The organism is Pseudaminobacter soli (ex Zhang et al. 2022) (assembly GCF_014595955.1).
GTDB lineage: Bacteria > Pseudomonadota > Alphaproteobacteria > Rhizobiales > Rhizobiaceae > Kumtagia > Kumtagia pseudosoli.
Genome location: NZ_JABVCF010000002.1, coordinates 411,620 through 437,882 on the forward strand (window position 1 = coordinate 411,620; position 26,263 = coordinate 437,882).

27 protein-coding genes and 1 riboswitch are annotated in these 26,263 nt (G+C 64.4%); of the genes, 14 read left to right on the forward strand and 13 right to left on the reverse strand.

Features of this window, described 5'->3' with window-relative positions; all coding sequences use genetic code 11:
* Positions 1-114: 114 nt before the first annotated feature.
* The 3 genes from HUI96_RS05160 to HUI96_RS05170 are packed head-to-tail and all read left to right on the forward strand — an operon-like array spanning position 115 to position 2,809.
* Positions 115-726 carry a shikimate kinase gene (locus tag HUI96_RS05160; RefSeq protein WP_188253574.1) on the forward strand — a complete coding sequence of 204 codons (612 nt, stop codon included), beginning with the start codon at positions 115-117 and terminating at the stop codon, positions 724-726.
* Positions 723-1,844: a 3-dehydroquinate synthase gene (gene aroB / locus HUI96_RS05165; protein ID WP_188253575.1), complete on the forward strand. Its 1,122-nt coding sequence runs from the start codon at positions 723-725 to the stop codon at positions 1,842-1,844. The genes HUI96_RS05160 and aroB overlap by 4 nt, the downstream gene beginning before the upstream one ends.
* Complete coding sequence (locus HUI96_RS05170) at positions 1,841-2,809, forward strand: transporter associated domain-containing protein (protein ID WP_188253576.1); 969 nt, start codon at positions 1,841-1,843, stop codon at positions 2,807-2,809. The genes aroB and HUI96_RS05170 overlap by 4 nt, the downstream gene beginning before the upstream one ends.
* A gap of 5 nt (positions 2,810-2,814) precedes the next feature.
* Here HUI96_RS05170 and HUI96_RS05175 read toward each other — a convergent pair whose 3' ends face one another.
* Positions 2,815-3,702 (reverse strand): DMT family transporter, encoded by an 888-nt coding sequence (locus HUI96_RS05175; protein WP_188253577.1) that lies wholly within the window; start codon positions 3,700-3,702, stop codon positions 2,815-2,817.
* A 93-nt stretch (positions 3,703-3,795) separates the two neighbouring features.
* Here HUI96_RS05175 and HUI96_RS05180 point away from each other — a divergent pair, with 93 nt between their 5' ends.
* Positions 3,796-4,086, forward strand: coding sequence for a type II toxin-antitoxin system Phd/YefM family antitoxin (locus HUI96_RS05180; RefSeq protein ID WP_237683958.1), 291 nt, complete (start codon positions 3,796-3,798; stop codon positions 4,084-4,086).
* Positions 4,083-4,481, forward strand: coding sequence for a PIN domain-containing protein (locus HUI96_RS05185; protein ID WP_188253578.1), 399 nt, complete (start codon positions 4,083-4,085; stop codon positions 4,479-4,481). The genes HUI96_RS05180 and HUI96_RS05185 overlap by 4 nt, the downstream gene beginning before the upstream one ends.
* Before the next feature lie 25 nt (positions 4,482-4,506).
* On the opposite strand, the gene HUI96_RS05190 is transcribed toward HUI96_RS05185, so the two are convergent.
* Complete coding sequence (locus HUI96_RS05190) at positions 4,507-4,809, reverse strand: BolA family protein (protein WP_188253579.1); 303 nt, start codon at positions 4,807-4,809, stop codon at positions 4,507-4,509.
* A gap of 166 nt (positions 4,810-4,975) precedes the next feature.
* Between HUI96_RS05190 and HUI96_RS05195 the strand changes: the two genes are divergently transcribed.
* From HUI96_RS05195 to HUI96_RS05210, 4 genes are all read left to right on the forward strand, one after another.
* Positions 4,976-5,593 carry a J domain-containing protein gene (locus tag HUI96_RS05195; protein WP_188253580.1) on the forward strand — a complete coding sequence of 206 codons (618 nt, stop codon included), beginning with the start codon at positions 4,976-4,978 and terminating at the stop codon, positions 5,591-5,593.
* A 182-nt stretch (positions 5,594-5,775) separates the two neighbouring features.
* Positions 5,776-6,762, forward strand: a complete 987-nt coding sequence (gene cobS, locus HUI96_RS05200; RefSeq protein WP_188253581.1) for a cobaltochelatase subunit CobS — start codon at positions 5,776-5,778, stop codon at positions 6,760-6,762.
* Positions 6,763-6,773: 11 nt separating this feature from the next.
* The gene (gene cobT, locus HUI96_RS05205; protein ID WP_188253582.1) at positions 6,774-8,669 is read left to right on the forward strand and encodes a cobaltochelatase subunit CobT; all 1,896 of its coding nucleotides are present in this window, start codon (positions 6,774-6,776) and stop codon (positions 8,667-8,669) included.
* A gap of 71 nt (positions 8,670-8,740) precedes the next feature.
* On the forward strand, positions 8,741-9,742 hold the full coding sequence (locus tag HUI96_RS05210; protein ID WP_425299202.1) for an esterase-like activity of phytase family protein: 1,002 nt from the start codon (positions 8,741-8,743) through the stop codon (positions 9,740-9,742).
* 120 nt (positions 9,743-9,862) lie between these two features.
* Here the strand turns inward: HUI96_RS05210 and HUI96_RS05215 are convergent, their stop codons facing one another.
* Complete coding sequence (locus HUI96_RS05215) at positions 9,863-10,963, reverse strand: saccharopine dehydrogenase family protein (protein WP_188253584.1); 1,101 nt, start codon at positions 10,961-10,963, stop codon at positions 9,863-9,865.
* A 121-nt stretch (positions 10,964-11,084) separates the two neighbouring features.
* On the opposite strand from HUI96_RS05215, the gene HUI96_RS05220 reads away from it, so the two are divergent.
* The gene (locus tag HUI96_RS05220; protein ID WP_188253585.1) at positions 11,085-11,513 is read left to right on the forward strand and encodes an Lrp/AsnC family transcriptional regulator; all 429 of its coding nucleotides are present in this window, start codon (positions 11,085-11,087) and stop codon (positions 11,511-11,513) included.
* 31 nt (positions 11,514-11,544) lie between these two features.
* Here the strand turns inward: HUI96_RS05220 and HUI96_RS05225 are convergent, their stop codons facing one another.
* The 3 genes from HUI96_RS05225 to rpmB all read right to left on the reverse strand — a co-directional run bounded on the left by HUI96_RS05225 (position 11,545) and on the right by rpmB (position 13,333).
* Positions 11,545-12,240 (reverse strand): spermidine synthase, encoded by a 696-nt coding sequence (locus HUI96_RS05225; protein WP_188253586.1) that lies wholly within the window; start codon positions 12,238-12,240, stop codon positions 11,545-11,547.
* Positions 12,241-12,243: 3 nt separating this feature from the next.
* The gene (locus HUI96_RS05230) at positions 12,244-12,924 is read right to left on the reverse strand and encodes a queuosine precursor transporter (RefSeq protein WP_237683959.1); all 681 of its coding nucleotides are present in this window, start codon (positions 12,922-12,924) and stop codon (positions 12,244-12,246) included.
* 115 nt (positions 12,925-13,039) lie between these two features.
* Positions 13,040-13,333, reverse strand: coding sequence for a 50S ribosomal protein L28 (gene rpmB, locus HUI96_RS05235; RefSeq protein WP_188253587.1), 294 nt, complete (start codon positions 13,331-13,333; stop codon positions 13,040-13,042).
* A 230-nt stretch (positions 13,334-13,563) separates the two neighbouring features.
* Between rpmB and HUI96_RS05240 the strand changes: the two genes are divergently transcribed.
* Entirely contained in the window at positions 13,564-14,343 is a 780-nt protein-coding gene (locus tag HUI96_RS05240) for a DUF3108 domain-containing protein (protein ID WP_188253588.1), read from the forward strand.
* Between the two features lie 237 nt (positions 14,344-14,580).
* The gene (locus HUI96_RS05245) at positions 14,581-15,474 is read left to right on the forward strand and encodes a DMT family transporter (RefSeq protein WP_188253589.1); all 894 of its coding nucleotides are present in this window, start codon (positions 14,581-14,583) and stop codon (positions 15,472-15,474) included.
* 4 nt (positions 15,475-15,478) lie between these two features.
* Here the strand turns inward: HUI96_RS05245 and HUI96_RS05250 are convergent, their stop codons facing one another.
* Both HUI96_RS05250 and gloB read right to left on the reverse strand, forming a co-directional pair.
* On the reverse strand, positions 15,479-15,907 hold the full coding sequence (locus HUI96_RS05250) for a cupin domain-containing protein (protein WP_188253590.1): 429 nt from the start codon (positions 15,905-15,907) through the stop codon (positions 15,479-15,481).
* Positions 15,907-16,674 (reverse strand): hydroxyacylglutathione hydrolase, encoded by a 768-nt coding sequence (gene gloB / locus HUI96_RS05255; protein ID WP_188253591.1) that lies wholly within the window; start codon positions 16,672-16,674, stop codon positions 15,907-15,909. The genes HUI96_RS05250 and gloB overlap by 1 nt, the downstream gene beginning before the upstream one ends.
* Positions 16,675-16,840: 166 nt before the next feature.
* On the opposite strand from gloB, the gene HUI96_RS05260 reads away from it, so the two are divergent.
* Positions 16,841-17,587: a class I SAM-dependent methyltransferase gene (locus HUI96_RS05260; RefSeq protein ID WP_188253592.1), complete on the forward strand. Its 747-nt coding sequence runs from the start codon at positions 16,841-16,843 to the stop codon at positions 17,585-17,587.
* Positions 17,588-17,595: 8 nt separating this feature from the next.
* Here HUI96_RS05260 and metW read toward each other — a convergent pair whose 3' ends face one another.
* Entirely contained in the window at positions 17,596-18,210 is a 615-nt protein-coding gene (gene metW / locus HUI96_RS05265) for a methionine biosynthesis protein MetW (protein ID WP_188253593.1), read from the reverse strand.
* A 211-nt stretch (positions 18,211-18,421) separates the two neighbouring features.
* Entirely contained in the window at positions 18,422-19,594 is a 1,173-nt protein-coding gene (gene metX / locus HUI96_RS05270; protein ID WP_188253594.1) for a homoserine O-acetyltransferase MetX, read from the reverse strand.
* A gap of 59 nt (positions 19,595-19,653) precedes the next feature.
* Positions 19,654-19,731, reverse strand: a riboswitch (SAM riboswitch).
* Positions 19,732-19,915: 184 nt separating this feature from the next.
* Here metX and HUI96_RS05275 point away from each other — a divergent pair.
* The gene (locus HUI96_RS05275) at positions 19,916-21,016 is read left to right on the forward strand and encodes a cache domain-containing protein (protein ID WP_188253595.1); all 1,101 of its coding nucleotides are present in this window, start codon (positions 19,916-19,918) and stop codon (positions 21,014-21,016) included.
* A 19-nt stretch (positions 21,017-21,035) separates the two neighbouring features.
* On the opposite strand, the gene HUI96_RS05280 is transcribed toward HUI96_RS05275, so the two are convergent.
* From HUI96_RS05280 to HUI96_RS05290, 3 genes are all read right to left on the reverse strand, one after another.
* Positions 21,036-23,000 (reverse strand): glycosyltransferase, encoded by a 1,965-nt coding sequence (locus HUI96_RS05280; RefSeq protein WP_188253596.1) that lies wholly within the window; start codon positions 22,998-23,000, stop codon positions 21,036-21,038.
* A gap of 1 nt (position 23,001) precedes the next feature.
* The gene (locus HUI96_RS05285; protein ID WP_188253597.1) at positions 23,002-24,195 is read right to left on the reverse strand and encodes an HlyD family secretion protein; all 1,194 of its coding nucleotides are present in this window, start codon (positions 24,193-24,195) and stop codon (positions 23,002-23,004) included.
* A gap of 175 nt (positions 24,196-24,370) precedes the next feature.
* Positions 24,371-26,128, reverse strand: a complete 1,758-nt coding sequence (locus tag HUI96_RS05290) for a hypothetical protein (RefSeq protein ID WP_188253598.1) — start codon at positions 26,126-26,128, stop codon at positions 24,371-24,373.
* Positions 26,129-26,263: the final 135 nt, after the last annotated feature.

The window sequence follows — 26,263 nt, forward strand, 5'->3', positions numbered from 1 at the left end:
GCCTTCCTTATCTTTCTGCACCGCACGAGTTCAAGTGCACTAACCGCCGATGGCACCTGCGCTTGACGCGATCCGGCATTCATGCCGTAACGCGGCGAACGCCAAGAGGAGCAGATGGACACGGAGGAAGCCCTCTCGCCGATAGACGCCCCGCCCCGCCTGACCGAGATGCTCGGGCGGCGCTCGATCGTGTTTGTCGGTCTGATGGGCGCCGGAAAGACGGCGATTGGGCGCAAGGTTGCGACGGCCCTTGGACTTCCCTTCATCGACAGCGACCAGGAAATCGAATCGGTGTCGCGGATGACGATCCCGGAACTGTTCGAGCGCTATGGCGAGCCGGAGTTCCGCGCACTCGAGCAGCGTGTCATCCACCGTGTGCTGGAGGGCGGCCCGCAGGTGTTGTCGACGGGCGGAGGCGCATTCATGAACGCGCAGACGCGGGCGATGATCGCGGAGCACGGCATTTCGGTATGGCTCAACGCCGAACTCGACGTGCTCTTCCCACGAGTGGCCAAGAAGCAGAACCGGCCGCTCCTGAAGACCGCAGACCCGCGCGGCACGCTGGAGCGGCTGATGCACGAGCGCTATCCCACCTATGCGCTGGCAGATGTGACGGTGAATTCGCGCGACGAGCGCAAGGAAGTGATCGTGAACGAAGTCCTTGAAGCACTCGCCGCCCACCTCGCCGAGCCGAGGATAAACGAAGAAGAAAGGCCGGCGGAATGACGGGCGAGGCCGTGGATACTGTTCGCGTTGCGCTTGGCGAGCGTGGCTATGACATCCTGATCGGCCCCGGCCTGCTGGAGCGCGTCGGTGAGGAGATCGCCGCCCGCCTGCCGAAGGTGAGGGCGGCCGTCGTGACCGACGAGAATGTCGCCGCTCGGCATCTGTCGACCATGACGGCCGGCCTGGAGAATTCCGGAATTGCGGCTACGCCGATCGTGCTTGCGCCGGGCGAGAAGACCAAGAGTTTCGCTGCTCTTCAGGAGGTCGTGGACAAGGTGCTGGCGGCCCGACTCGAGCGCGGCGACGCGGTGATCGCGCTGGGCGGCGGCGTCATCGGCGATCTGGCCGGCTTCGCTGCCGGGATCATCCGGCGCGGCATGAATTTCGTGCAGGTCCCCACATCGCTGCTGGCCCAGGTCGATTCATCGGTCGGCGGAAAGACCGGCATCAACACCGCCCACGGCAAGAACCTCGTCGGCGTCTTCCAGCAGCCGCGGCTGGTGCTGGCGGACGTGAACGTCCTCGACACGCTGCCCGAGCGCGAGTTCCGAGCAGGCTATGCGGAAGTGGCGAAGTACGGGCTGATCGACCGGCCGGATTTCTTCGCCTTCCTGGAGAAGAACTGGCGCGCCGTGTTCTCGGGCGGGTCGGAGCGTACCTATGCGATCGCCGAGTCCTGCCGTGCCAAGGCGGACGTTGTTGCCCGCGACGAGTTCGAGACCGGCGACCGCGCGCTTCTCAATCTCGGCCACACCTTCGGCCATGCGCTGGAAGCGGCCACCGCCTATGACGGCAGCCGGCTCGTGCATGGCGAGGGCGTGGCGGTCGGCATGGCGCTGGCGCATCGCTTCTCGGCCCGGATGAACCTCTGCAGCCCCGACGATGCGCAGAGGGTGGAGGCGCATCTTGCGGCAGTAGGCCTGCCGTGGCGCATCTCCGATATTCCGGGGGAGCTTCCGGGCGCCGAGGGGATGCTTGACTACATCGCACAGGACAAGAAGGTGAAGCGGGGGGCGCTGACCTTCATCCTGACGCGCGGCATCGGCCAGTCCTTCATTGCAAGGGATGTGCCCGCCTCAGAGGTGCTCGCCTTCCTGAGGGAGCAGTTGGAGGGATGATAGCCGGCATCCTGATCGGGGCAGCAGGTGCGTTCGCGCTGGTCCTGATTGCATGGCTGCTTCGCAACAGCATTTTTGCGGGGCAGGCCACCCGTCTGAAGGCGATCGAGGATCGCCCGGATCAGCTTCCGCCCGGAACCGAGGAACAGGTCGCCGCAAGTGCCGCGGACACTCGCCAGGCGGATCGGCTGCGCGCGCTTGTCGATCTCCGGGAACTCGAAGTCTCGGACGTGATGGTCCATCGCACGGCCATGCGCTCGATCAATCTCGACCATCCGGTCGAGGCGATCGTCCGCGAGATCATACGGAGCCCGCATACGCGCATGCCGCTTTGGCGGGGATCGCTCGACAACATCGTCGGCGTCATTCACGCCAAGGATCTTGCGCGCGCACTCAGCGAGGCGGGCAACGACCTCTCCCAAATCGACCTCATGAAGATCGCCTCAAAACCGTGGTTCGTGCCCGACACGACGAGTTTGGCGGATCAACTCAACGCCTTCCTGAGACGCAAGACGCATTTCGCGGTCGTGGTCGACGAATATGGCGAGGTCCAAGGCCTCGTCACACTCGAGGATATCCTCGAGGAGATCGTCGGCGATATTGCAGACGAGCACGACATCGACGTCCAGGGCGTGAAGCAGGAAGCCGACGGATCGGTCGTGGTGGACGGCAGCGTGCCGATCCGCGACCTCAACCGCGCGCTCGGCTGGAACCTGCCGGACGACGAGGCGGTCACCATTGCCGGTCTGGTCATCCACGAGACGCAGTCGATCCCCGAGGAAAAGCAGTCCTTCACCTTCCACGGCAAGCGCTTCACCGTCATGAAGCGAGAGAAGAACCGGATCACCCGGATCCGGATCAAGGCGGCGAGCGACGCCGGCGTTCTGGCTCCGGCTCCTGCGATCGCCGCTCGTCCGTCCTTACCGAAACCGAACTCGCCGGAGCAGGGACTGCAACCGGGCTGACGCGTCTATGCGACCGGCGCCAGCCGGCGCCTCCGGCGATCGTGATAGACGATGAGCAGCCCGCTGGCGACGACGAGCACGATGCCGCAGATCGCAAGCGTGTTGGGCAAATGGCCGAAGACCAGCAGGCCGGAAATGACCGCCCAGACAGTGAAGCAGTAGTAGAACGGCGCGACTGCGCCCGTCGGTCCCACACGATAGGCCATGAATATGAAAAAGTGGCCGAAGATCAGGAAAAACCCTGAGCCGGCGAGCAGCAGGAGGTGCCGCAAGCCGGGGGCTTGCCATTCCTCCAGCAGGAGATGGCCGCCGGCTGCACCGGCAAGCACGATCACCACCGCCGACATGGCGACGATCATCCCGGGGATGTCGGCCCCGATGCGCCGCCCGGCCAGATCGCGCCCGGCGCAGAGCACCGCGTTGGCCAATGCGAGGATCGCGTAGACGGATATGCCCTCTCCGCTGGGCTGGGCTATCATCAGCGCGCCGGCGAAGCCGAGGCTGATCAGCGCCATGGTCATCCCCGAGACCTTCTCGCCGAATGCCAATGATGCGCCGAGGATCACGACCAACGGGGTGATCTGGCCGAGCGCCGTGGCGTCCGCGATCGGCATGTTCGCCAAGGCGACGATGAAGCACATTACGGCAATCGTCTCGAGCAGATTGCGCGACAGCACCTGAGCGTCGAACATCATGCGGATGCGACCGCCATAGCCGAGCGCGAAGAGGAGAGGCATGCCCCAGATCATCGCCGCGATGCCGCGCATCATCAGCACCTGGTAGGGCGGTAGGCCCTCCGTGGCGAGTTTCATCAGGGTATCGTTCGTCGCATAGGATCCCGTCGCCAGGATCATGAACAGCGGACCCCGGAACGGGAGGATGGAAGATGACATCTTGGGATGAACGGGTGCGAGGGCAGTTTCGCGAGCATTTGACGCAAGTCTCGTCGACAATCAATCCGGCCAGAGAGATCAGGCAACTAGACCATGGTCATTGACCCTGGTCACCAACTGCGTATTCTTATGTTCGGCAAGGTGAGTTTCATGACCAATCGCGTCTCCAAATCGCAGTTCAAAGCGCGGGCGCTGGAGTTTTTCCGCGAGATCGAGGCTTCTGGGGAGCCGATGATCATCACCGATCATGGCGAGCCCAAGCTTGAGGTTCGGCCTTATTCCAGACCGAAGCGCGATCCACGAGAGTTTCTCCGTGGGACCGTCATACGCTACGAAGATCCGTTCGAGCCGGTCGGCCTTGAGGACTGGGAAGCGCTCAAGTGATCGTCCTAGACACTCATGCCCTGATTTGGTGGTTGAGCCCGAAGCCGTCGAAGCTCTCCCGTCGAGCATCTGAGATCATCGAGCAGAAACTGCTTGAAGGAGAGGTTGTAGCGTCAGCGATCTCTGCCTGGGAAATCGCCATGCTTGTCACAAAGGGAAAGCTGGAGCTCTCAGTCGACGTCATGGCGTGGTTGGAGGCCGCCGCAGAGGTCGAAGGGTTCAGGTTCGTGCCTGTCGATACCGTCGTCGCGGTCAAGAGCCAGATGCTGCCTGGCATTTTTCACCCGGATCCAGCCGACAGGATGATCGTAGCCTTGGCGAGAGAATATGGCGCACCGCTAGTGACTGCGGACGGAAAGATAACCGAGTATCCGCATGTCACCACAATCTGGTGACTGAAAGCCGGTTAGATTGAGCCCCTCACCACCGCGTTGGCTCGCCCGGCGCGGCGGGCTCGATGGCGAGCGCGTGCAGTCCGCCCTTGAGCACATCCTTAAGCTGCTCGTTCACCGCGCGGTGGCGCTCGACGCGGCTCATGCCGGCGAAGGCCGCCGAGACGATGCGGACGCGCATATGCGTCTCGCCCTCGCCGTCGAAGGTGGCCACGTGGCCCGATTCCACGTGATGGTGGCCGGCGTGAAGATGGCTCTCGTTGATGACGAGAAGCCGCTCAGGCGCGAAGGCTTTTTGTAGTTTCGCCTCGATATCGGATTGGATCGACATTATATCTCCGACAGGACGCTTTGGGGCCGCTGAGAGGGGAGGCACCTGTTGGCCAGATGCCCGAGGGAGGCGACGGCCAATCAGATCCGCGATTCAGCGGTTAGGGTGAACCTTCCCCAAAAGTCAATTCTTGTTTCGTACCGACGACCGCACCATAACAGCTGGAATGAGCACGTTTTCGAAATATTTCGAGAAGATCCGAGTGCGCCCCGATCCCATGACCGAGGCCAAGCCGGAGGCGCCGACCTGCCAATGGGACGGCTGCACGGAGGCGGGTACGCACCGCGCGCCGGTCGGGCGCATGCGCGAAGGAGAGTATTTCCGCTTCTGCTTCGATCACGTGCGCGAGTACAACAAGAGCTTCAACTACTTTGCGGGTGCCCCGGCAGCCGAGATCGCCCGGTTCCAGAAGGAGGCGATCACAGGCCACCGTCCGACCTGGTCCGTGTCCTCAAATGGTGGCGCGCGCTTCGCGGCGGACTTTTCGCAGAAGCGCTCCGGGCGGGCGGGCTACCACAATCGCATGCGGGATCCGTTCAACCTGTTCTCGCAGCAGCGCGCCGATGCATCCCCGGCCGAGCGAAGGGCAAAGCCGCTCGAAGGCAAGGCGCTCGATACGCTTGGTCTTGACGTAGATGCGACAGGACAGGCGATCAAGGCACGCTACAAGGAGCTGGTGAAACGCCACCATCCCGACGCCAATGGCGGCGACAGGGGATCGGAGGATCGGTTCCGCGAGGTGATCCAGGCGTATCGGCTCCTCAAACAGGCAGGCCGCTGCTGAGGAGAAGGCCGTTCGCGGGCGGCGGTGCCCATCGCTTGCCAGGCTCCTCAGGCTTTTGGGCCAGACAGGAACCGTTCATTTGCGGGACCTTTTTCCAACTTTCATCCGCGGGGAAAAGGTCTTAAGACCGCGCGCGGATGACAAATTCCGGTGAAGCGCGTGGCTTCGCCAGTGGAGCAAAGATGAACAAGGTCGATCGCGACATTGCCAACCTGCCGGATACGACGGTCTCCGTGAAGGAGACGTTCGGCTTCGAATCCAATATGGTCGTGCCGGCCTATTCCGTTCCAACCGAACATGTGCCGGACATCGACCCGGACTATCTGTTCGACCGCCAGACTACACTGGCGATCCTTTCGGGCTTCGCCTTCAACCGCCGCGTCATGGTGTCGGGCTATCACGGTACCGGCAAGTCGACCCACATCGAGCAGGTGGCGGCACGGCTCAACTGGCCGTGCGTGCGCGTGAACCTGGACAGCCATGTCAGCCGCATCGATCTGGTCGGCAAGGACGCGATCGTGCTTAAGGAAGGCAAGCAGGTCACCGAATTCCGTGACGGCATCCTGCCCTGGGCCTACCAGCACAATGTCGCGCTCTGCTTTGACGAATATGACGCCGGCCGCCCGGACGTGATGTTCGTCATCCAGCGCGTGCTGGAAAGCTCGGGCCGCCTCACGCTGCTCGACCAGAGCCGCGTCATCCGACCGCACCCGGCCTTCCGCCTGTTCGCGACCGCCAACACGGTCGGCCTCGGCGACACCACCGGGCTCTACCACGGTACCCAGCAGATCAACCAGGCGCAGATGGACCGCTGGTCGATCGTCACCACGCTGAACTACCTGCCGCACGACAACGAGGTGGCGATCGTGCTGGCGAAGGCCAAGCACTACCGCGACGCCAAGGGCAAGGACATCGTCAACAAGATGGTGCGGCTGGCCGACATGACGCGCTCGGCCTTCATCAACGGCGATCTCTCCACCGTGATGAGCCCGCGCACGGTGATCACCTGGGCCGAGAACGCCGAGATTTTCGGCGACGTCGGCATGGCTTTCCGGCTGACCTTCGTGAACAAGTGCGACGAGCTGGAGCGGCCGATCGTGGCGGAGTTCTACCAGCGCTGCTTCGGCCAGGAATTGCCGGAGAGCGCGGCGAACGTGGTGTTGAGCTGATCTACGGCAAGATGTCCGGCCCCGGCGATAATACCCGCAAGAAGCCGAAGAACGGCGCAGACACGGACGTCTTCAAGCGTTCCGTGACGGTGACCATGCGCGCCATTTCGGGCGACCGGGAGATGGAGGTCGGCTTCGCCAAGGACAAGGCGGCGCTGGCCGGAAGCCGGGCGCGCCTGCCGGAGCTGCCGAAGAAGCCTTCCGCCAATGACATAGCGGTCACGCGCGGACTGGGCGACTCCATGGCCCTGAAGCGCGCCTGCCACGACAACCGCATCCATACGCGGCTTGCTCCCGAAGGACGGCAGGCGAGGGCGGTATTCGACGCCGTCGAGCAGGCGCGGGTGGAATCGATCGGTTCCCGGCGGATGGCAGGGGTCGCCGACAATATCGGCCGGATGCTCGAGGACAAATATCAGCGCGCCAATCTGGCGGATGTGCGCGAGCAGTCCGAAGCGCCGCTGGAGGAAGCTCTCTCGCTGATCGTGCGGGAGAGGCTGACCGGCCGTCCTGTTCCGAAGAGCGGCGAGCGTCTGGTGTCGCTCTGGCGCGACTGGATCGAGCAGAAGTCAGGTGGTGCACTGGACCGCCTGAGCGGCGAAGTCGAGGACCAGAATGCCTTCGCGCGTGTCGTGCGCGACATGCTGGCGTCGATGGACATGGCCGAGGAACTCGGCGACGAGCAGCAGAACGAGGACACCGAGTCGGAGGACAACGAGCCGCAGGGCGAGGAAAGCTCCGAATCGGGCGAGGACGACACCGGCGCCGAGCAGGCTCAGCCCGAAGAGACCGAAGCGACCTCCGAGGAGGAGCAGGCCGGCGAGATGGAGGCGGCGGACGCCGACGCCGACGATACGACCGATGACGAGGATGCCGACGCCGAGACGCCCGGCGAGATGCGGCGGAAGGAGGATCCCTTCGCCAATCTGCCGAGGGAGATCGACTACAAGGTCTTCACCACGCAGTTCGACGAGACGGTCGGTGCCGAGGAGCTCTGCGACGAGGAAGAGCTGGATCGGCTGCGGGCCTTCCTCGACAAGCAACTCTCCAACCTGCAGGGCGTGGTCGGGCGCCTGGCGAACCGGCTGCAGCGCCGCCTCATGGCGCAGCAGAACCGATCCTGGGACTTCGATCTCGAGGAGGGCTACCTCGACACGGCGCGACTGGTCCGCATCGTAATAGACCCGATGCAGCCGCTCTCGTTCAAGCAGGAGCGCGATACCAAATTCCGCGACACGGTGGTGACGCTGGTGCTCGACAATTCCGGCTCGATGCGCGGCCGGCCGATTACTGTGGCGGCGACCTGCGCCGACATCCTTGCGCGTACGCTGGAGCGCTGCGGCGTCTCGGTCGAGATCCTCGGCTTCACCACCCGCGCCTGGAAGGGCGGGCAGGCGCGCGAAAAATGGCTGAAGGACGGCAAGCCCGCCAATCCGGGGCGCCTCAACGACCTTCGCCACATCATCTACAAGAGCGCTGACACGCCGTGGCGCCGGGCGCGGCGCAATCTCGGCCTGATGATGCGCGAGGGGCTGCTCAAGGAAAACATCGACGGCGAGGCTCTGCTGTGGGCGCATCAGCGGCTGATCGCCCGGCCCGAGCAGCGCAAGATTTTGATGATGATCTCGGATGGCGCGCCGGTCGATGATTCCACGCTGTCGGTCAATCCGGGCAACTATCTGGAGCGACACCTGCGCGCGGTCATCGAGCTCATCGAGACGCGCTCGCCGGTCGAATTGCTCGCCATCGGCATCGGCCACGACGTGACGCGCTATTACCGCCGCGCCGTGACCATCGTCGATGCGGAGGAACTCGCCGGGGCCATGACCGAGCAACTCGCCTCGTTGTTCGGCGAGGAGACCCCGCGCGAACTGCGGCGGTCCGGCGGCCTGCGCAGGGCGGGATGACGCGGGCTCTTGAGCTGATCAAGGCACTTATTGGTTTGCCCCGTTTCGCGCGGGCGCGACGGAGATCGGTGCTGATCGGATCTTTCTTTGCAGCTCTGACCTGCCTTCAGCCTTTTACGTCTTCTTTCGCCGCCGACCCCGCTCCCATCGAGCAGATGGAGATTTCGTCGCGGACGATCACCCAGTTCCGCATCGGCCGGGACGAGACCCGGTTCGGGCCGCTGGAGTTCGTCGGCGGGCTCGAGATGACGTCGAGCGGGCGCGATTTCGGCGCGCTCTCGGCTTTCCGGTTCCTGAAGCCCGGCAGCGACTTCATCGGCGTGGCGGATACCGGCTTCTGGTTCTTCGGGAAGGTTGAGCGGGACGATGCTGGCCGACCGGTGGGCTTCGGCGACTTCCGCATGGTCCAGATGGTCGACACGGCCGGCCAACCAATCACGAAGAAAGAACTCGTCGATGCCGAGGGACTGGACGTCAAGGACGGCATAGCGACCGTAGGCTTCGAGCGCGACCATCGCCTCTCGCAGTTCAGGATCGATCCCGACAACATGAAGGCGCCGTTCAGGGAGCTCGATTTCCTGATCCCGAAATGGGAACTGCGCAAGAACCGCGGTTTTGAGACGGTGACGCGCGCCCCCGCCGGCGGTCAGCGGAAGGGTGCGTTGGTGGTCGTCTCGGAGAAGAGCCTGGACAAGGCCGGCAATATCTTCGCCGCGATCATCGAGGGCCCGGACAAGGGCATCTTCACGGTCAAGCGCATAGGCGAGTTCGACATCACCGATGGCGCCTTCCTGCCCGGTGGGGACCTGCTGCTGCTGGAGCGCAGCTACGGTCTGGCAGAGGGCGTGAAGATGCGGCTGCGCCGCATCCCGGGCGAGACGATCGCCAAAGGGAAGGTGGCCGATGGCCCCGTGCTGTTCGAGGCCGACATGTCTTACCTGATCGACAACATGGAAGGCCTGGACGTCTGGCAGCGCGCCGACGGCGCGACGATTGTCTCCCTCATTTCCGACGACAACCACTCCATCCTGCAGCGAAATCTCTATCTGGAATTCATGCTGCACGACGAGTGAGGCGCTTATACCCCCCCCTTGAGGGGAGGGTCGGGGTGGGGGTTAAGAACGTCGTGCTTTCTCGTTTACCCCACCCGACCTCAAGGCCACCCTCCCACAAGGGGAGAAGGGGATTGCGCCTTACGCCGCCAGATGCTGTGCGCCCGCCTGGGCGTAGTTGCGGCCGAAGCTGTTGGCGAGGAAGGCGTCGAGCGAGATGTCTTCCTGCCGGACAAAACCCTTCTGGGGCAGCGCGCCCGAGGCCAGCATGTCGAGCACCGCGCAGATGCCGGAGGCCGTGGTGATCTGGATCGCGCTACGCACGGTGTTGCCGATGCGGCGGCTGTAGATCTTGTTGGCGTAGGTTTCCTGCATGAGCCGGCCGTTCTTGCGTCCGCTGACGGTGACGAAGATCACCACCACGTCCTGCAGCGTCGCAGGCAGGGCGTTTTCCAGGATGTCCTTCAGCACGTCGCGGCGGTCGCGCAGGCCGAGATCGTTGAGCAGCGCCTTCATGATCGCGGCATGGCCGGGATAGCGAATGGTGCGGTAGTTGAGCGTCCGCACCTTGCCGGCATAGGTCTCGCACAGCGTCCCGAGTCCGCCCGAAGTGTTGAAGGCCTCATAGGTCACGCCGTCGAGCGAGAATTCCTCGCGCTCTTCCAGCGGCGGCACCTCGGTCAGTTCGCCGTCCACGATGGCCTCGCAAGGCTCGCAATATTCATTGATGACGCCGTCGGTACTCCAGGTGAGATTGTAGTTCAGCGCATTGGACGGAAATTGCGGCAGTGCGCCCACCCGCATGCGCACGCTGTCCAGCGTGTCGAAATGCTTTGCATGGTCGTTGGCGACGATCGAGATGAAGCCCGGCGCCAGGCCGCATTGGGGAATGAAGGCGGTGCCGGCACTTGCCGCCAGTTCCTTCACGCGGCGGGTGCTGGCAACGTCTTCGGTGAGGTCGAGATAGTGCACGCCCGCACTTGCCGCCGCCTCGGCGATCCGGGTCGTGAGGTGGAAGGGGGCCGCGCTCAGCACCGCGAATTTTCCGGCAAGCACCGCTTCCAGCGCGCCGGCCTGGCCGATGTCGATCTGCCGAGTGGCGATGCCGGAGACGACATCCAGCGCATCGAGTTGCGCCTGCGAGCGGTCCACCACGGTGACGCGATAGTCCTCGCTTCCCGCCAGCATGTCCGCGATTGTTGCGCCGATCTTGCCTGCGCCGACGACGACGATTTCCTTCATTGGCTACCCCCTTTGGAGTGGAATCCCGGAAAGTAGTAGCTTGGACCCCCGTCGGATGACAGTATCGCTTTGCGCGAAATAGCGCTACAGTTCAGGCAATCCGCCGAGGAGATTGTGCAGAATGACGACCGATGCCGACCGCGCCTTGATCGGGCTGCTGCGCGAGAACGCCCGCGCCTCGACGGCCGACTTGGCGCGCCGGCTCGGCGTGTCGCGAACGACCGTGCAAAGCCGGCTGGAACGGCTGGAAAAGAGCGGCGTGATTTCGGGCTACAGCGTGAAGCTCGCGCCGGACTACGAGAAGAACCTCGTCCGCGCGCACATCCTCGTGACGGCACTGCCCAAGCTCTCGGCTTCCGTCGAGGCCGTTCTCCGCCGCATTCCGGAGGTCCGCACGCTGCATTCTGTGAGCGGCAGTTTCGATATGATCATCATCGTGGAAGCGCCGTCCGTGCGCGATCTCGACACGCTGATCGACAGCATCGGAGCGCTGGAGGGCGTGGAGCGCACGCTGTCTTCCATCATCCTGTCCACGCGAATCGACCGCTGAAGCGGCAATTGCCAGACTCGGCGGGTGGAAATCAGCCGGCTCGCTGGCGACCTGCTTCGTCCTGCTTGGTGGCGAGCCAGATGACGTGCCGCGCGCCGCGCTTGCCGCCTGCGCGGGCTTTCACTTCCTCGGTCGAAAACCCTGCCTGACGCAGGCGATTCGTGAAGGATCGATCCGGTCCCGACGACCACACGGACAGTACGCCGCCCGGCCGCAGCGCAGCACGTGCCCGATGCAGGCCAGCCAAGCTGTAGAGCGCGTCATTGGCCTCGCGGGTAAGTCCTTCGGGGCCGTTGTCCACGTCGAGGAGAATCGCGTCGTAGGTCGCCGAGGCAGACTTTATCAGTAGGCCGACGTCGGTTTCGCGGATGGTCACGCGCGGATCGTCGAGGCAGTCGCCGAACACTTCCGCCATCGGGCCGCGCGCCCAGGCGACGACGGAGGGCACCAGTTCCGCGACGGTGACATGTGCGTCAGCGCCGAGCGCGGAAAGGGCTGCGCGAAGCGTAAAACCCATGCCCAGGCCGCCGATCAGAATCTGCGGCGAGCGTCGTCCGCCGATCCGCTGGCAAGACAGCGTTGCCAGCGCCTCCTCCGAGCCGCTGAGACGGCTGTTCATCAGTTCGTTCGTCCCCAGCATGATCGAGAATTCGCCGCCGCGCCTTTTGAGGCGAAGCTCTCCACCGCCCGGCGTCTTCGCTGAATCGAGCTGGACCCAGGGCAGCATCGACTATGCCGTGGCCGTTGCCGGCTGGCTCCAGCGGGCTGCAATCAGCCTGTAGGGAATGAGCGCGAAAACAGCGATCAGCAGCTTCAAGGTGAGGTCGCCCAGCGCCCAGGACAACCAGCGCGGCGCCTCGGTCGCGAACGAGCCGAACAGCGGCGCGGCTTCCAGCGCGAAAGCGTCCTGCGGGCCGAGGAAGGAAAAGGCCGCAGCGAAGGCCACCGAGAAGAAGATCATGGTGTCGACGACCGAACCGGCGAGCGTGCCGAAGATCGGCGCCCGCCACCAGCTCTGCCGGCGTAGCCAGTTGAATACGGTGACGTCCAGGAGTTGGGCGACAAGGAAGGCCGTGCCCGAGGCGATCGCGATACGCACCACCCGCCCGGCGGCGGTGTCGAACTCGATCAGGCCGAGCCGGAAGAGAAGCGGCGGGAAGATGATCGAGCAGGTGACCGCCAGCATGAAGCCGACGAACACCACCCGGCGGGCGAAGAGCGGGCCGTAACGCCGGTTGGCGAGGTCGGTGACCAGGAAGGCGAAGGGATAGGTAAAGGCGCCCCAGGTCAGGATGTCGGCGAGTGACAGTTGGCCGAGCGTGCCCTGCACGGGGAATTGGACGAGGATGTTCGAGGCGACGACCACGACAGCCATCGCGGCCACGAAGGGCAGATAAGTCTGGGATTTCATTTTTTTATCCTGGGTGATGGAACCAGTAGGAACCGGGGCGACGGCACACTAATGAACGGAGCCCGGCATCAGAGATGCCGGGCTCCGGTGAGGCGGTCGTCCCCCGCCTAAAAACTCAAGCAGCCTGTTCGGCCAACTTCTTGGCGATCTGCTTCTTGATGAGGCGGGCGCGCTGCGAAAGCTCGCTCTCGTCGGCCTTCGTCAGGAATGCGTCAAGGCCGCCACGATGCTCGACCGAGCGGAGCGCGTTGGCGGAGATGCGCAGGCGCACGTTCTGGTTCAGCGCTTCCGACTGCAGCGTGACGTTGACCAGATTCGGAAGGAAGCGGCGGCGGGTCTTGTTGTTGGCGTGGCTGACATTATTGCCGGTAAGAACGGCCTTGCCAGTCAGTTCGCAAGCACGGGACATTTTTCGTTCAACCTTGTTCTCGTTCCGGCCAACGGACCAGCCTCGCCGGGGTGTGGCGCACGGTCTCTGCGGGCGGCCTTTGGAAAAGTCGAGGTTCCTTAGTGGGAATTGACCGGGGCGTCAAGGCGGGTGCGGGCATCCTCGCAAATACGCGCCGGTTTCACATTGCTGCCCAATTCCTCGCATTCCTCGGTTGTATGCGAAACGAGATCCCGAGCCGGGCCAGACCCGTGAAGATTTTCGCGCGTCTCGGCGTATTGCTCGTCGCGAGCTTGGTCGCGGCGATTGCCGGCGCGATTTCCGCACAAGCCGAAACGTTCCGCGGCGAATACACGATCTACATCTATGGCCTGCCGATCGCGCGGTCCACCTTCGAAAGCGATGTCAGTCGCGACCGGTTCAGGATCGACGGCACAGTGGCCAGCGCCGGTCTCGCCGAAATCTTCGAACGCACGCGCGGCAGCGCCACTGCGTCAGGGCGCTTTTCCGGGGAGCGCACCCAGACCGGGGGCTTTCGCATGGAATATACCGAGGGCCGTAGGAAACAGATGACTGCGCTGGGGTTCAGCGGCGGAACGGTGGTGAAGAACGAAAACGTGCCGCCTCTGAAGAAGAGGGGAGACAAATGGGTGCCCGTTCGCGCGGAGCATCTGAAAGACGTCATAGACCCGCTTTCAGCGGGTCTGGTCAGGGCGAACAGTCCGGACGAAGTTTGCGGCCGCACCGTAAAGCTCTTCGACGGCGAGTTCAGGTTCGATACGACGCTCCGGCCCGTTGCCACACCGGCGGCTGCGAAGGACTATGGCGACAAGGTCGTCACCTGCCGGGTGTCCGTCACGCCTGTGGCTGGCTACAGGAAGGGCCGGCGGGCGCTGGACTACCTGAAGAGCAAGAGCAAGATCATCGTCTCGTTTGCGCCGCTGGGCTCGACGGGCGTCTATGCGCCCGTCTACGCGACCATCGGCACAGAGATTGGCACGGTGAAGGTCTTTTCAAAGCGGCTTGATTAGACGGCGACGCACCCCTCCCCCTCGAGGGGAGGGTGGCCGCGAAGCGGCCGGGAGGGGTCCTTACGGCCGGCCTCGACCTCTTCTTTTTACAATTAAGTCGCGGCCGGCCGCGACGACCCCCTCTGGCCGCTTCGCGGCCATCTCCCCCACAAGGGGGAAGAGGACGCTGGCGCGGCGACTTGAACGGCCGCCAATCGTCGCATAAGCCAGCCGAAACGCTGCGGAGGGAAGGGCAAGATGGCGCGGGCGACCCTGATCGGCTTTTCGGCCATCGCAATGTGGGCGATGCTGGCGCTGCTCACCGATGCCTCGGGCAAGGTGCCGCCCTTCCAGTTGTCGGCGATGACCTTCGCCATTGGTACCGCGGTGGGACTTCTCGCACGCGCGATCAGCCGCAAGCCGGAGAAGCCGGTCAGAATCCCGCCGGTTGTCTGGCTGATCGGCATCGGCGGGCTGTTCGGCTACCACTTCTTCTATTTCACCGCGCTGCGCAACGCTCCGGCGGTCGAGGCCAGCCTGATCGCCTATCTATGGCCGCTGCTCATCGTGCTTGGCTCGGCCGTGATGCCGGGCGAGCGGCTTCGCTGGTACCATGTCGCCGGCGCGCTGATGGGGCTTGCCGGGACGGCGCTGATCGTCACGCGCGGCGGCGGCCTCTCCTTCGAGCCGCGCTATGCGTTCGGCTATGCGATGGCGGCGGCCTGCGCGCTGCTCTGGTCTTCCTACTCGCTCTTATCGCGGCGTTTCGCCGAAGTGCCCACCAGCATCGTCACATGGTTCTGCGCTGCGACCTCGATCCTCTCGCTTGTCTGCCATTTGGCTATTGAAGAGACCGTGCTGCCGGCGAGTGCAGGCGAGTGGCTGGCGGTGCTTGCGCTGGGGCTGCTGCCGGTCGGCGCCGCCTTCTACGCCTGGGATTTTGGCGTGAAGCGGGGCAACATCCAGGTGCTGGGTGCGGCGAGCTATGCCGCGCCGCTTCTCTCCACGCTCGTGCTGATCGCGACCGGCTTCGCCGAGCCGAGTTGGAACGTGATCGCCGCCTGCGTGCTGATCACGGTGGGCGCCTTGCTCGCCGCCAGGCCGAAGTTCCTGTTCGGGTCAAGCGTCGCTCAGAACCAGGCCGCGGCCTAGGGGCTTACGGCCGCCAGCCGGGCGGGGCCAGTTCGAACGAGGCAAACTGGAAACCGGGCGCCACCGTGCAGCCCACCAGCGTCCAGTCTCCCAGGCTGCGTGCGCTCTGCCAATGGCCGGCAGGGACGACTGTCTGCGGCCGCTCTTCGGCCAAGAGGTCGGGCCCGACCCTATGAACGGCGACCTCGCCCGACGGCGAAGCGATCGATAGTTCCAGCGTCGAGCCGGCATAGAAGTGCCAGGCCTCCGCTGCATCGCGAACGCGGTGCCAGGCCGAGACTTCGCCCCGAGTGAGCAGGTAGTAGATCGCCGTCGAGGCTCCGCGACCTCCCTCCGGCGCGTCGCGAAACGTCTCGGCATACCAGCCGCCTTCGGGATGGCGCTGCATGCCGAGCGTCTCGATGATCGTCTCGGGCGTCAGCGCGCCTTTCATCAGAAACGGTCCTTGCGCCTGCGGATCTCGGCAAACACCTCCACGTCGGAGGCGCCCTCCATGCCGAGGCGGCGACGGATGGCGGGATCGTTCGGACGCAGGAAGGGATTTGCCGCGAGTTCGCTGCCGATGGTGCTGGGAAGCGTCGGCATCCCGTCCTCGCGCAGGCGGTCCACCTCGGCGGCGCGCTCGCGCAACGCGGGGTTTTCCGGGTCAATGGTCAGCGCGAAGCGCGCGTTGGACTGGGTGTACTCGTGGCCACAGTAGAAGACGGTCTCCGGAGGCAGCGCCGCCAGCGTCTGCAGCGAGCGCCACATCATCTCGGCGTCACCCTCGAGAGGCCGCCCGCAGCCTAGCGAGAACAGCGTGTCGGCGCAGAACAACGTTTTCGCGCCGGGGATGTGATACGAGATGTGGCCAAGCGTGTGGCCGGGCGTCGAGAGCACGTGAACTTCGCGGGCCCCCAGCTTGAAGATGGACCCGCCGTCGACGGTCTCATCAATGCCGGGGATGCGCGACGCCTCCTTCGCCGGTCCTACGATCCTCAGCCCGAAGCGATTCTTGAGCGCCAGATTGGCTTCGACATGGTCGCCATGATGATGGGTGGTGAGGATCATGGTCGGGGTCCAGCCGGTGCGCTCCACGGCATCCAGGATCGGCCCTTCCTCGGGAGCGTCGATCAGCGCGGTCTCGCCGGTCTCGCGGTCGCGCACCAGCACACCGAAATTGTCGCTGCGGCACATGAACTGGTCGATGTCGATCGGCATGGCGGTGCTCCCTTCGGGTTTGGGATAATAGGGCGGTTCAGCCGAGCGGTCATCCCTTACGGAGCACGCGCTTATCCCCATCGCCCAGTCGAAAGGGGAGGGAGCCCCGGATCGAGGTGCCAGACATGTTGAACTCCACCGGCCGGGAAGTTACCGTCGCGGCAGCATGAATTCGGATATCGTAGATCTCAGGGCATTCTATGCGTCGCCGCTCGGGCAGGTGGCGGAGCGCTCGATCACATTTGCGCTGTCGGCGCTCTGGTCGCCTCTGCCCGACGAGCGGCTGGTGGGGCTAGGCTACACCCTGCCTTGGCTGGAGCGGTTCGGGCCCGATGCCGAACGCGTCTTAGCCTTCATGCTGGGAACGCAGGGCGCGGTGCGCTGGCCGGCGGAAGGCCCGTCCCTGACCGCCATGGTGTTCGACGAGGAGCTTCCGCTGGCCGACTCGTCGATCGACCGGATGCTGGTGGTGCATGCGCTCGAGCATGCCGAAAGCCCGCGCGAGACGCTGAAGGAGATCTGGCGCGTGCTGGCGCCGGCCGGCCGCGCGGTGATCGTGGTGCCGAACCGGCGCGGCCTGTGGGCGCGCTTCGAGCACACACCGTTCGGCACGGGGCGCCCGTTCTCGCGCGCACAGATGGACCGGCTTCTGCGCGACGCCAATTTCACGCCCGCGGTCTGGTCCGAGGCGCTGCTTTTCCCGCCGACCAAGCGCCGCCCGATGCTCAAGCTGCATGCCATGCTCGAAAGCTCGGGCCGGCGGCTGTGGCCGATCTTCTGCGGCGTCATCGTGGTGGAGGCGCAGAAGCGGCTTTACCAGGGCCTTCCAGTCGCCAAACGCGCCTCGCGCCGGGTGTTCGTGCCCGTGCTCAACCCGCAAGGGGCCGCGCCGGCGCGTAGCTCGGCCTCTTGAGTCGATCGCTATCGCCTCAGCAGAAACACCGCCTGCTGGCCGAAAAAGTTCCAGAACCACCACGGCATCGAAAGGCCGATTCTCTCGCCGTCGGCATCGAGTGCAGCCGCGCTCTCCACCTTGGCGCCGATCTCGTCGCAGAGCGTGACGAAGTCGCGGATGGTGCAGAAGTGGATGTTGGGCGTGTCGTACCAGGAATAGGGGAGGTCCTTGGTGACCGGCATGCGGCCGCGCAATAACAGCGACAGACGCACGCGCCAATGGCCGAAGTTCGGGAACGAGACGATCGCCCGCTCGCCGATCCGAAGGAGTTCGGTGAGGACCTTCTTCGGATTGCGGGTCGCCTGCAGCGTCTGGGAGAGGATCACATAGTCAAAGCCCCGGTCGGGGTAGAAGACGAGGTCCGTGTCCGCGTCGCCCTGGATGACAGACAGGCCGCGCGCGACGCACTCGTTTACGCCGCGCTGCGATAGTTCGAGGCCACGCCCGTCGACCTGTTTCTCGCCCTGCAGCATCTCCAGAAGCGTGCCGTCGCCGCTGCCCACGTCGAGCACCTTCGCGCGCTTCGGAATGAGATCCGCGACGACGCGGAGGTCGACACGCTGGTTGTTGTTGACGCTCATGCGGCGTGCCTCGTGGCGCAGGATATTGGCCGACCCCAAGAGGTCGTTCTGGTACCCCCACTCCTAACCCCTCCCCACAAGGGGGAGGGGGACTTTGCTGCACTGCCGCGCTGTACAGGCCCACGCTCACCGAGAACGAGGCAGCCGCGGCGGAATTCCCTTCCCCCTTGAAGGGAGGGGATAGGGGTGGGGGTAGATATGTGAGCCATGATCATCTGACCGCCAGCCCCTTCGCCCGCGCGGCGGAGCGCAGAAAACCGTCGATGGCGGCGAAAAGCTCCGGCTCATCGAGAAGGAAGGCGTCGTGGCCGCGGTCGGTCTCGATCTCGACGAAGGAGACCGAGGCGCCTGCCGCATTGAGCGCATGCACCACGGAGCGGCTCTCCTCGGTCGGAAACAGCCAGTCGCTCGTGAATGAAACCAGGCAAAACCGTGTCTTCGTGCCCGCAAAGGCTTCGACCAGCCGCCCGCCATGGTCTGCGGCCAAGTCGAAATAGTCCATCGCGCGAGTGAGATAGAGGTAGGAGTTGGCGTCGAAGCGGTCGACGAAGGTCATGCCCTGATGGCGCAGATAGCTCTCGATCTGGAAGTCGGCGTCAAAGCCGAAGGTCGGGCGATCCCGGTCCTGCAGGTTGCGGCCGAACTTGCGGTGGAGCGCCGCCTCGGAGAGATAGGTGATGTGCGCCGCCATGCGGGCGACTGCCAAGCCTTTCTCCGGGCGCCGGCCGGCGACGAGATAATCACCGCCGAGCCACTCCGGATCGGCCATGACCGACTGACGGCCGACCTCATGGAAGGCGATGTTCTGGGAGGAATGGCGAGCGCCAGTGGCGATGGGCAGGGCCGAGAAGACGCGCTCGGGATAGCTCGAAGCCCATTCCAGCACCTGCATACCGCCCATCGAGCCGCCGATGACGCAGAAGAGCTGGTCGATGCCGAGATGGTCGATGAGCATGAGTTGTGCCCGCACCATGTCGCGGATGGTGATGACGGGCAGGTTGAGCGCATATGGCTTTCCCGTCGCCGGGTCGGTCGAGGCCGGTCCGGTCGAGCCGAGGCAACCGCCGATCACATTGGCGCAGATGACGAAGAAGCGGTCGGTGTCGATCACCTTGCCCGGACCGATGAGTACCTGCCACCAGCCGGGCTTGCCAGTCACCGGATTGGGGCTGGCGACGTGCTGGTCGCCGGTGAGCGCATGGCAGACCAGGATGGCGTTCGACTTGTCGGCATTGAGGTCACCATAGGTCTGGTAGGCGACCTGGAAGGGCGACAGCAGCGTGCCGGCGTCCAGCTTCAGCGGCTGGTCGGCTTCGAACCGGACGACCGGGCTCGAAGGCTGGTCCGCCTCGCTATGGGATTTGTTGACGCGCAACGCGACCATTCCATCATCCTTGCCGGGAGCTGAACGCAAAAAAACCGGCACTGCAAAGCAGGACCGGTTGCTCACCTCAAACGGTCCTTTAGCGAATTGTTTAACGTGGCTGCAAGCCGACCGGCCAAATCACCACGGAGTTCAAAGTCGAGATACCGCTTGAGCGCGAGCAGGTCAACGGTCGGGAACGCCGCTAACATTCCGGCGGGCGGCTTTGTACGGGAGATCTCTGATAGGCCCGGCGTTTGTCCGGCGGCATTAACGATTCGTTTACGATTACGGCCAAAGCCTCGTTGCACCCTGATTCACGGTATTTAGGCTCATGAAGCTATGAAGGCGAATGCGAGCAACTACGGTCGCGGATTGCCCACTCTGAGCAAGTCGATTGCCGGTTTCGTCCTGCTCGGAGCCGTTCTCATCGCGTTCGCGCTGTGGACGTTCCTGACGGAAGGAGCCACAATCTTTCGGGAGGGAGCTCTCGCCGAGGCCGTGCAAGTGCGCTCCAAGGGCGTTGAACTCGACTTCGCCCGCGCTTTGCATCAGGAGTGGGTGAGCGCCCGCACGATCGCCGAGGACATCGCCAAGCGCGACCCTGCGTCGATCCGCTCGTCGCTGGATCTGATCGCTGGCAATTCCCGCGTGTCATGGGCAGGGATCGCCGGCCTCGACGGGCTCGTCCGAGTGGCCTCGGGCGGGCTTCTCGAAGGGCAGGACGTGTCTTCCCGTCCTTGGTTCCAGCGAGGCCTAGAAGGGCCTTTTGCGGGCGATGTGCACGAGGCCGTGCTGCTGGCGAAGCTGCTGCCCTCGGAGGGCGGCGAACCGCGCCGGTTCCTGGACCTTGCCATGCCAATCAAGGACAGTTCGGGCAACATCGACGGCGTCCTCGGACTTCATCTGGACTCGGCCTGGGCAGAGCAGCACCTGAAGGAAAGTGCCGAGGCGCTTGGAATTGAGGTCTTCCTGGTCGATCGAGGCGGCGCGGTCGTGCTGGCGAGTGCTGAACTGGACGGCGATGCGTCGCAGGTGCCGAGCATGCGCATCGCCGAGACGGGAAGCGCCGCAGCTTCGCTGGAGCGGTGGCCGGACGGGCAGGGCTATTTCACCACGGTCCAGCCCGAAGTCGCCTACAAGGACCTGCCCTCCTTCGGATGGAGCCTGCTGGCACGGATCAATGACACGGCCTTCTTGCAAGGCGAAAGCAGCTTCTCCCGCTCGGTGGTCGTCTTTCTCGGCCTCATCGGCCTGATGCTGATTTTGTTGACTATCCTGTACATCCGCATGTTCGCGTCTCCCATACGACGGCTTGCCGAGAGCGCCTCGCTCATATTGCGCGGCGAGCCGGTCTACCCCTACGAATCGCGGACCACCGCGGAAGCCGCGACGCTGAGTGCCGTCCTGGCGCGGCTGCAGATGCGGGAAACGAACGAGTAGTTCGCGCCGCGCGGACGAACTAGGAAAGGCGCCGGCTCAAGTCCGCCAGCATCGCACCCCATCTGGTATGGACCACACCCGGCGCGGCTCCGGCTGCGTAGAAGCGCTTCAGCAAGGCCTCGTGTTGGTCCATCGTCGGCTCCAGCAGAAGCCTCGCGCTGTCCTCGGTGGGCGTGGATACAATGGCGCGAACCGACCCGACTCCAGGAATGTCGATGAAGACGGGCTGGTCATCGGGCAGCCGCGCGCCGCGTATTCGGACGGTGTTCTGGGTGAGGCCAATGATCCAGGCCCTGACCGGCCTGTCATTCACAAGTATGGAGACTCGCTCGGGCCTGTCGTCGAGGTGCCTCTCGCGCCGCGGTAGCTCGATGCAGACGATGATCGTGACCGCCAGGACCAGCAAGTTGTAGAAGGTCCAGAACAGGATCACGAGCTTGCCGTCCCCAGCATCGTTATGGACGAATGTGTCGGAAACGATGCCGAGTAGGACACCGATCAGGGTGAGCAGGAACAGCGTCGCGAAGGGTGCGAGCAGACGCCACTGCACTACGACCTTGCTGCGGTCGCCGCCCTTGGCGGTGACCGAGAACGGATGGCCTTTGGGCTGAAGGAGCCCCGTATAGGCGGCGCGGGTGATCGGAGCGGCGCCCAGGAGTTGGCTGACGTCGTTGACGATTGGGACGACCATTCCGCCGGACACGAAGTTCATGCTGATCAGCACCCAGCAGAAATAGGTCGCGAAGTAGCTGAGCACGTCCGGCACAGAGGCGTCGACCACCGTCACGTTCAGGTACCAGTAGAGCAGCGGGAAGACCAAAGCCGCGATGCGGAAACTGAAGGTGGTCGCCCAGAACAGGACCGAATCCACCACGCTCCAGCGATCGCGGAGCCTGAGGCCGTTGCGGGCGAGCGGCCCCAACCGGCCGCGTGCGATCTGCATGAGCCCGAGGCACCAGCGCGCACGCTGGGTGATGTATTCCTTCAGTCCCTCCGGGGCGAGCCCTTCCGTGAGAGCCTCGTTCAGGTAGACGGTGCGATGCCCCTTCTCCTGCAGGCACAGCGTGAGCAGGAAATCCTCGGTGATGCTGTCCGTTGGAAAGCCGCCAATCTCGTCAATTGCGGACCACCTGACCACGGAGGAGGTTCCGCAGCAGAACGCGATTCCCCAGCCATCGCGGGCCGGCTGCAGGTGGTCGAAGAAGAAGCGCTGCTCGTCGGGATAGGAGCGGCTGAGCCCGAGATTGTGCTGGATCGGGTCGGCGTTGAAGAAATGCTGAGGCGTCTGGACGAGGCCGACCGATGGGTCGTGGAAGAGCGCGATCGCCCGCGCCAGGAAGTTGCTGTGGGGGACGAAGTCGGCGTCGAGGACGGCCACGAAATCGGGCGGTCCCTCCTCCTTCAGGACGCGCAGGGCATTATTCATGTTGCCCGCCTTGGCTCCCTCGTTGCCGACGCGCCTGACATAGCGGACGCCGCGCTGCTCGCAGAAGTCGCGCAGCCAGTCCCGCCGGCCGTCGTCGAGGACGAAGACTTCGACGTTCGGGTGGTCGAGCGACTTGGCTCCGACGATGGTGCGTTCCAGCACCTCCTTCTCTTCATTGTAGGTCGCGATCAGCACCGCGGTTCTTGGAGCCGGTCGCTCGCCCCACCAGCCGGCGTTCTGCGTCGCCTCCTCGGACCGATCCCTGGTGCGGGACATGATCAGGAACGAGTTGAGGGAGGAGATCGCAGCGCCCGTCTCCAACGCGAAGAACGACCAACTCGCAAGGCAGTCCATCGTCAGGCCGAACGGCGCAATGGTCTGGGTCGCGCGCCACCAGAGATATCGAACCGCCAAGACCGCGGCGATTCCGAAGAGGACTGCCCGGTGAAGATTGTTCCTCGGATCGAGCAGGTGCGGCACAATCATGCCGACCGAGAGGACGAGGATGATCTGCACCGTGCTCGACCCAAGCTCGCCGAGAAGCAAGGGCGGGAACATCTCAGCTACAGAAGCTGCGGATGAAGTCGAACGGCCTTGCTTCGAAGAAGACGCGGCCGGTGCGCCCTATCGCGCAGGACAGCCCTTCGTCCTCGCGCAGCGCGGGAACGAGAAGCGTGACGTCATAGCGTCCGAGATGGCGCTTGCTGGGGGCGATCGCGAGATTGCGGTAGATCGTCTCGGCGCCGGAGCCCGCCAATCGGGTGACGCTCCCCTCGAACGAGCGACCGTCTCCACTGACCTTGAACATCGCCCGGTCGCCCTGCGCCAGGCGGTTGTACACCCTTTCGCTCACACTCAGCGTCACGATGGTTGAGCGGCAGTCGACGAGGCGCATTATGTCCTGGCCCCGCTGCACGGTTTCGCCATTGCCCGCCAACACCTCCCAGACGCTTCCGTGGACGTTGGAGGCAAGCTGGGCGGACGAGAGACGGTTCACCCGCAGCCGCTCCGACGCGATCCGCTGGCCCAGGCTCTGGGCCTTGCTTTCCTCCGCCTTCAGGTTGGCCTTAAGTTCGGTGAGCCGGAGCGACAACTCGGAGATCTGCTGCTCCGAATAGGGAGCGTCGTTGTAGCCGTCGCCGAGGAAGGTGCCTCTCCGGGCGGCCTCGAGGGAAACCTCGCTGGCGGCGGCGCGCTGCTGCGCGTCCTCCAGTTCGAGGGCGGCAACTTTCTGCGCCGCCTGGCTGCGCTCGTACGTTGCCGAGGTCTCCAGCCCGCGTTCGTTGAGCTGGCGTGACCGCGAATAGGCCGCCTTGGCCTCGTCGACGCGCGCAGCCGCAACGGATGCCTGTGAACGGGACGAACTCAGTTCCGCCTCGAGCTGGCGGATTCGATCCCTTCTGTATGCGGTCGACCTGTCGTGCAGGAGGGCGACCGTGCTCTCGATGGCCTGAAGGGTCTCCTTGAGTCGAGCCACTTCGGCGGTGACCAGATCTCGCTGCTGGAGAAGGTCGTGGAGCCGGACATTGTCGGCAAAGGGGTCCCCGACGGCTCCGAGCGCTTCGCCTTCCGTCACCCGCGTGCCGAGAGCCCTTCGCTCGATCGAAAGTTGGCCGGCGATGGGCGCGCGGATCGTGGTGAGCCGGGCATTGATCACCGCATCGGCGCTTGCGCCTGCCAGTTGCTCTCCTGCGATCAGGAACAAGGCTATGATCACCAAGAGTGCACCGATGATCAGCCGAGTCAGTCGCATTCATGCCCCCTTCAAGACTGCAGAGGACATAAAGCTACAATGCTGAAATGTGATCCCCGGGCAGCGCTCACCGGCGGGTGATCAGACCGATAGGGTTAACAATTGGTTTCCCAAAAAAGGAAAGAAGCGCACCAAGGCGCCGCGCCCATCCCGGCGCCCCTGGCGATCGAATGCCCTACATCCGCTCGAGGCTTAGCATTGCGGGCTCGCCCTTCCAGTTCTTGGCGAGTTCCGCGCCGTACCTGTCCGCCGCGGCGGTATCGCCTTTCGCGGTCGCCGCCTGTTGGAGCCCGTAGAGGGGCAAGGCGCTGCCGCGAGCGTGCTCAAGGGCCGCGTTGAACTCCTGCGCCGCCTCGTCGGCCTTGCCTTGCCGAAGCAGGGCTGCGCCGAGCGACTGCCGGACCGGATAATACCAGTAGGGCGGCTCCATATAGGGAATTGTGTCCTGGGTTTCGGCGGCCGCCTTGAGATGCTCGAGCGCGTTCACGTCCGATCCCTCCGCTTGCGCCGCCCGGGCCCTCACCACGTCGCTGGCGACCTGCAGCACCGGCCGGGCCGGGATGTTCCATTCGTCCATCGTGGACCAGTCCGTATCGTTCAGGACCTGGTCGATGGCAGTTGCTTCGGCACGCGCGGTCGCAGCGTCCCTCTTGCGGGCGGAGGCGATGCCCCTCGCATAGTGCCACATGGCCTTCACATAGGGCGGAGCGCCGGCGGGCTCGGCCATGGCCAGCACCTGATCAGGAACGCCATATTCGGCCCAGGCGAAATACGGCGCCGATTTCACCGGCTGGGCGATCGGCAGCGCCGTCGCAACCTCGTTGGTGAGCCATCTGTCGAGTTTGTCGGCCTGGGCAAGCGCCGTCTCGCGATCGCCGATCAGCGCTGCTGAGACCAGCACGAAGTGGACGTTGTGGGAGTAGTAGCCGATCGGATAGACGCCCATGGCGCCGGTCTGGGTGATGTAGTCCTCGTCCACCTTGGAGGCGGCCTTGTTCGATGCCACCGAGTCCACGTAGCGGCCTATGCGGAAATAGATGTGACTAGGCATGTGCACGATGTGGCCCGCCCCGGGCATCTGCGCGGCGAGCCGGTCGGCATAGGGTTCCGCCCGCTCCGGCCGGTCCGAGGCCTCCACCAGATGGATGTAGAGGTGGATGGCCCCAGGGTGGTTCGGATCCTTGGCAAGCACACCCTCCAACCGCTTCTGGACGTCCGCCGTGTGCCCCTTTGGCTCCTTGCCGCCCGGTTCCCAGTAATCCCATGGCTGGGTGTCCATGCCTGCTTCGGCGGCGAGGACGGCGAATTGGAGATCATCTGGGTACTTGTCCGAAAGCGCTGCCGTGGCCGCAGCGAAGACTTCATCGAGCGCCGGCCGTTCCGCTGCCGGATCACTGGAATATCGAGTCGCGACCGCCGTGATCAGATCGCGCTCCTTCTGCGTCGCTCCGGGGGCAAGCTCCAGCGCCTTGTTCAGCGCAGCAAGCGCCGGCGCATTGGCGGCCGGATCCATCGGCACGTTGATGTTGGGTCCGAGCACCAGCGCCTCGCCGAGGAAGCACACGGCGCAGTTGGGGTCGAGCCTCTGCGCCTTGCGGAAGGCGCGGACGGCTTCCGCGTGATTGAAGTTGACGGCGAGCCTGAGGCCTTGGTCGAAATAGGCCTGTGCCTCCTTGTTGCTGGTCGTGATCGGCCATGAGATCCTACCGAGATCGGTCCATAACGGCGGTTCGGCTTCCTCGAAGGCTTTCACCCCTTCGGCCGAGAAGATCTGGGTCGGAATATTGGCCATCCGGCAGGTCTGGGCCTTGGCAAGCTCGGCCGGAATCTTGGGCGCGCCTTCGCCAAGGTTCGCGTACGCTCCGCCCGCTCCAAGACCCATAAGCATGAGCGTCGGCAATCCCGCCGAGCGCAGGAGTCCATGCATTGTCATTAGAGCCTCCGTCGTGAGGCCCCCCGATCCCGCAAGGGTAAGTTCCCAATATCGATTATCCTTCCCCTACGTCACCGTGACAAATCACAATCGATACCCGCTGTCCTGCGCTCGGCCGCCACTCGACATAAAGCC

Excerpts from the sequence above, each read along its gene's own strand:
- HUI96_RS05230 (WP_237683959.1), bottom strand. The coding sequence starts at position 12,924 with ATGAAATCCCAGACTTATCTGCCCTTCGTGGCCGCGATGGCTGTCGTG.
- HUI96_RS05245 (WP_188253589.1), top strand. The coding sequence starts at position 14,581 with ATGGCGCGGGCGACCCTGATCGGCTTTTCGGCCATCGCAATGTGGGCG.
- HUI96_RS05180 (WP_237683958.1), top strand. The coding sequence starts at position 3,796 with ATGGTCATTGACCCTGGTCACCAACTGCGTATTCTTATGTTCGGCAAG.
- HUI96_RS05290 (WP_188253598.1), bottom strand. The coding sequence starts at position 26,128 with ATGACAATGCATGGACTCCTGCGCTCGGCGGGATTGCCGACGCTCATG.
- aroB (WP_188253575.1), top strand. The coding sequence starts at position 723 with ATGACGGGCGAGGCCGTGGATACTGTTCGCGTTGCGCTTGGCGAGCGT.
- metX (WP_188253594.1), bottom strand. The coding sequence starts at position 19,594 with ATGGTCGCGTTGCGCGTCAACAAATCCCATAGCGAGGCGGACCAGCCT.
- HUI96_RS05170 (WP_188253576.1), top strand. The coding sequence starts at position 1,841 with ATGATAGCCGGCATCCTGATCGGGGCAGCAGGTGCGTTCGCGCTGGTC.
- HUI96_RS05215 (WP_188253584.1), bottom strand. The coding sequence starts at position 10,963 with ATGAAGGAAATCGTCGTCGTCGGCGCAGGCAAGATCGGCGCAACAATC.
- HUI96_RS05250 (WP_188253590.1), bottom strand. The coding sequence starts at position 15,907 with ATGAAAGGCGCGCTGACGCCCGAGACGATCATCGAGACGCTCGGCATG.
- HUI96_RS05160 (WP_188253574.1), top strand. The coding sequence starts at position 115 with ATGGACACGGAGGAAGCCCTCTCGCCGATAGACGCCCCGCCCCGCCTG.
- HUI96_RS05220 (WP_188253585.1), top strand. The coding sequence starts at position 11,085 with ATGACGACCGATGCCGACCGCGCCTTGATCGGGCTGCTGCGCGAGAAC.
- gloB (WP_188253591.1), bottom strand. The coding sequence starts at position 16,674 with ATGCCGATCGACATCGACCAGTTCATGTGCCGCAGCGACAATTTCGGT.
- HUI96_RS05285 (WP_188253597.1), bottom strand. The coding sequence starts at position 24,195 with ATGCGACTGACTCGGCTGATCATCGGTGCACTCTTGGTGATCATAGCC.
- cobT (WP_188253582.1), top strand. The coding sequence starts at position 6,774 with ATGTCCGGCCCCGGCGATAATACCCGCAAGAAGCCGAAGAACGGCGCA.
- rpmB (WP_188253587.1), bottom strand. The coding sequence starts at position 13,333 with ATGTCCCGTGCTTGCGAACTGACTGGCAAGGCCGTTCTTACCGGCAAT.
- HUI96_RS05195 (WP_188253580.1), top strand. The coding sequence starts at position 4,976 with ATGAGCACGTTTTCGAAATATTTCGAGAAGATCCGAGTGCGCCCCGAT.
- HUI96_RS05260 (WP_188253592.1), top strand. The coding sequence starts at position 16,841 with ATGAATTCGGATATCGTAGATCTCAGGGCATTCTATGCGTCGCCGCTC.
- HUI96_RS05190 (WP_188253579.1), bottom strand. The coding sequence starts at position 4,809 with ATGTCGATCCAATCCGATATCGAGGCGAAACTACAAAAAGCCTTCGCG.
- HUI96_RS05175 (WP_188253577.1), bottom strand. The coding sequence starts at position 3,702 with ATGTCATCTTCCATCCTCCCGTTCCGGGGTCCGCTGTTCATGATCCTG.
- HUI96_RS05225 (WP_188253586.1), bottom strand. The coding sequence starts at position 12,240 with ATGCTGCCCTGGGTCCAGCTCGATTCAGCGAAGACGCCGGGCGGTGGA.
- cobS (WP_188253581.1), top strand. The coding sequence starts at position 5,776 with ATGAACAAGGTCGATCGCGACATTGCCAACCTGCCGGATACGACGGTC.
- HUI96_RS05275 (WP_188253595.1), top strand. The coding sequence starts at position 19,916 with ATGAAGGCGAATGCGAGCAACTACGGTCGCGGATTGCCCACTCTGAGC.
- metW (WP_188253593.1), bottom strand. The coding sequence starts at position 18,210 with ATGAGCGTCAACAACAACCAGCGTGTCGACCTCCGCGTCGTCGCGGAT.
- HUI96_RS05280 (WP_188253596.1), bottom strand. The coding sequence starts at position 23,000 with ATGTTCCCGCCCTTGCTTCTCGGCGAGCTTGGGTCGAGCACGGTGCAG.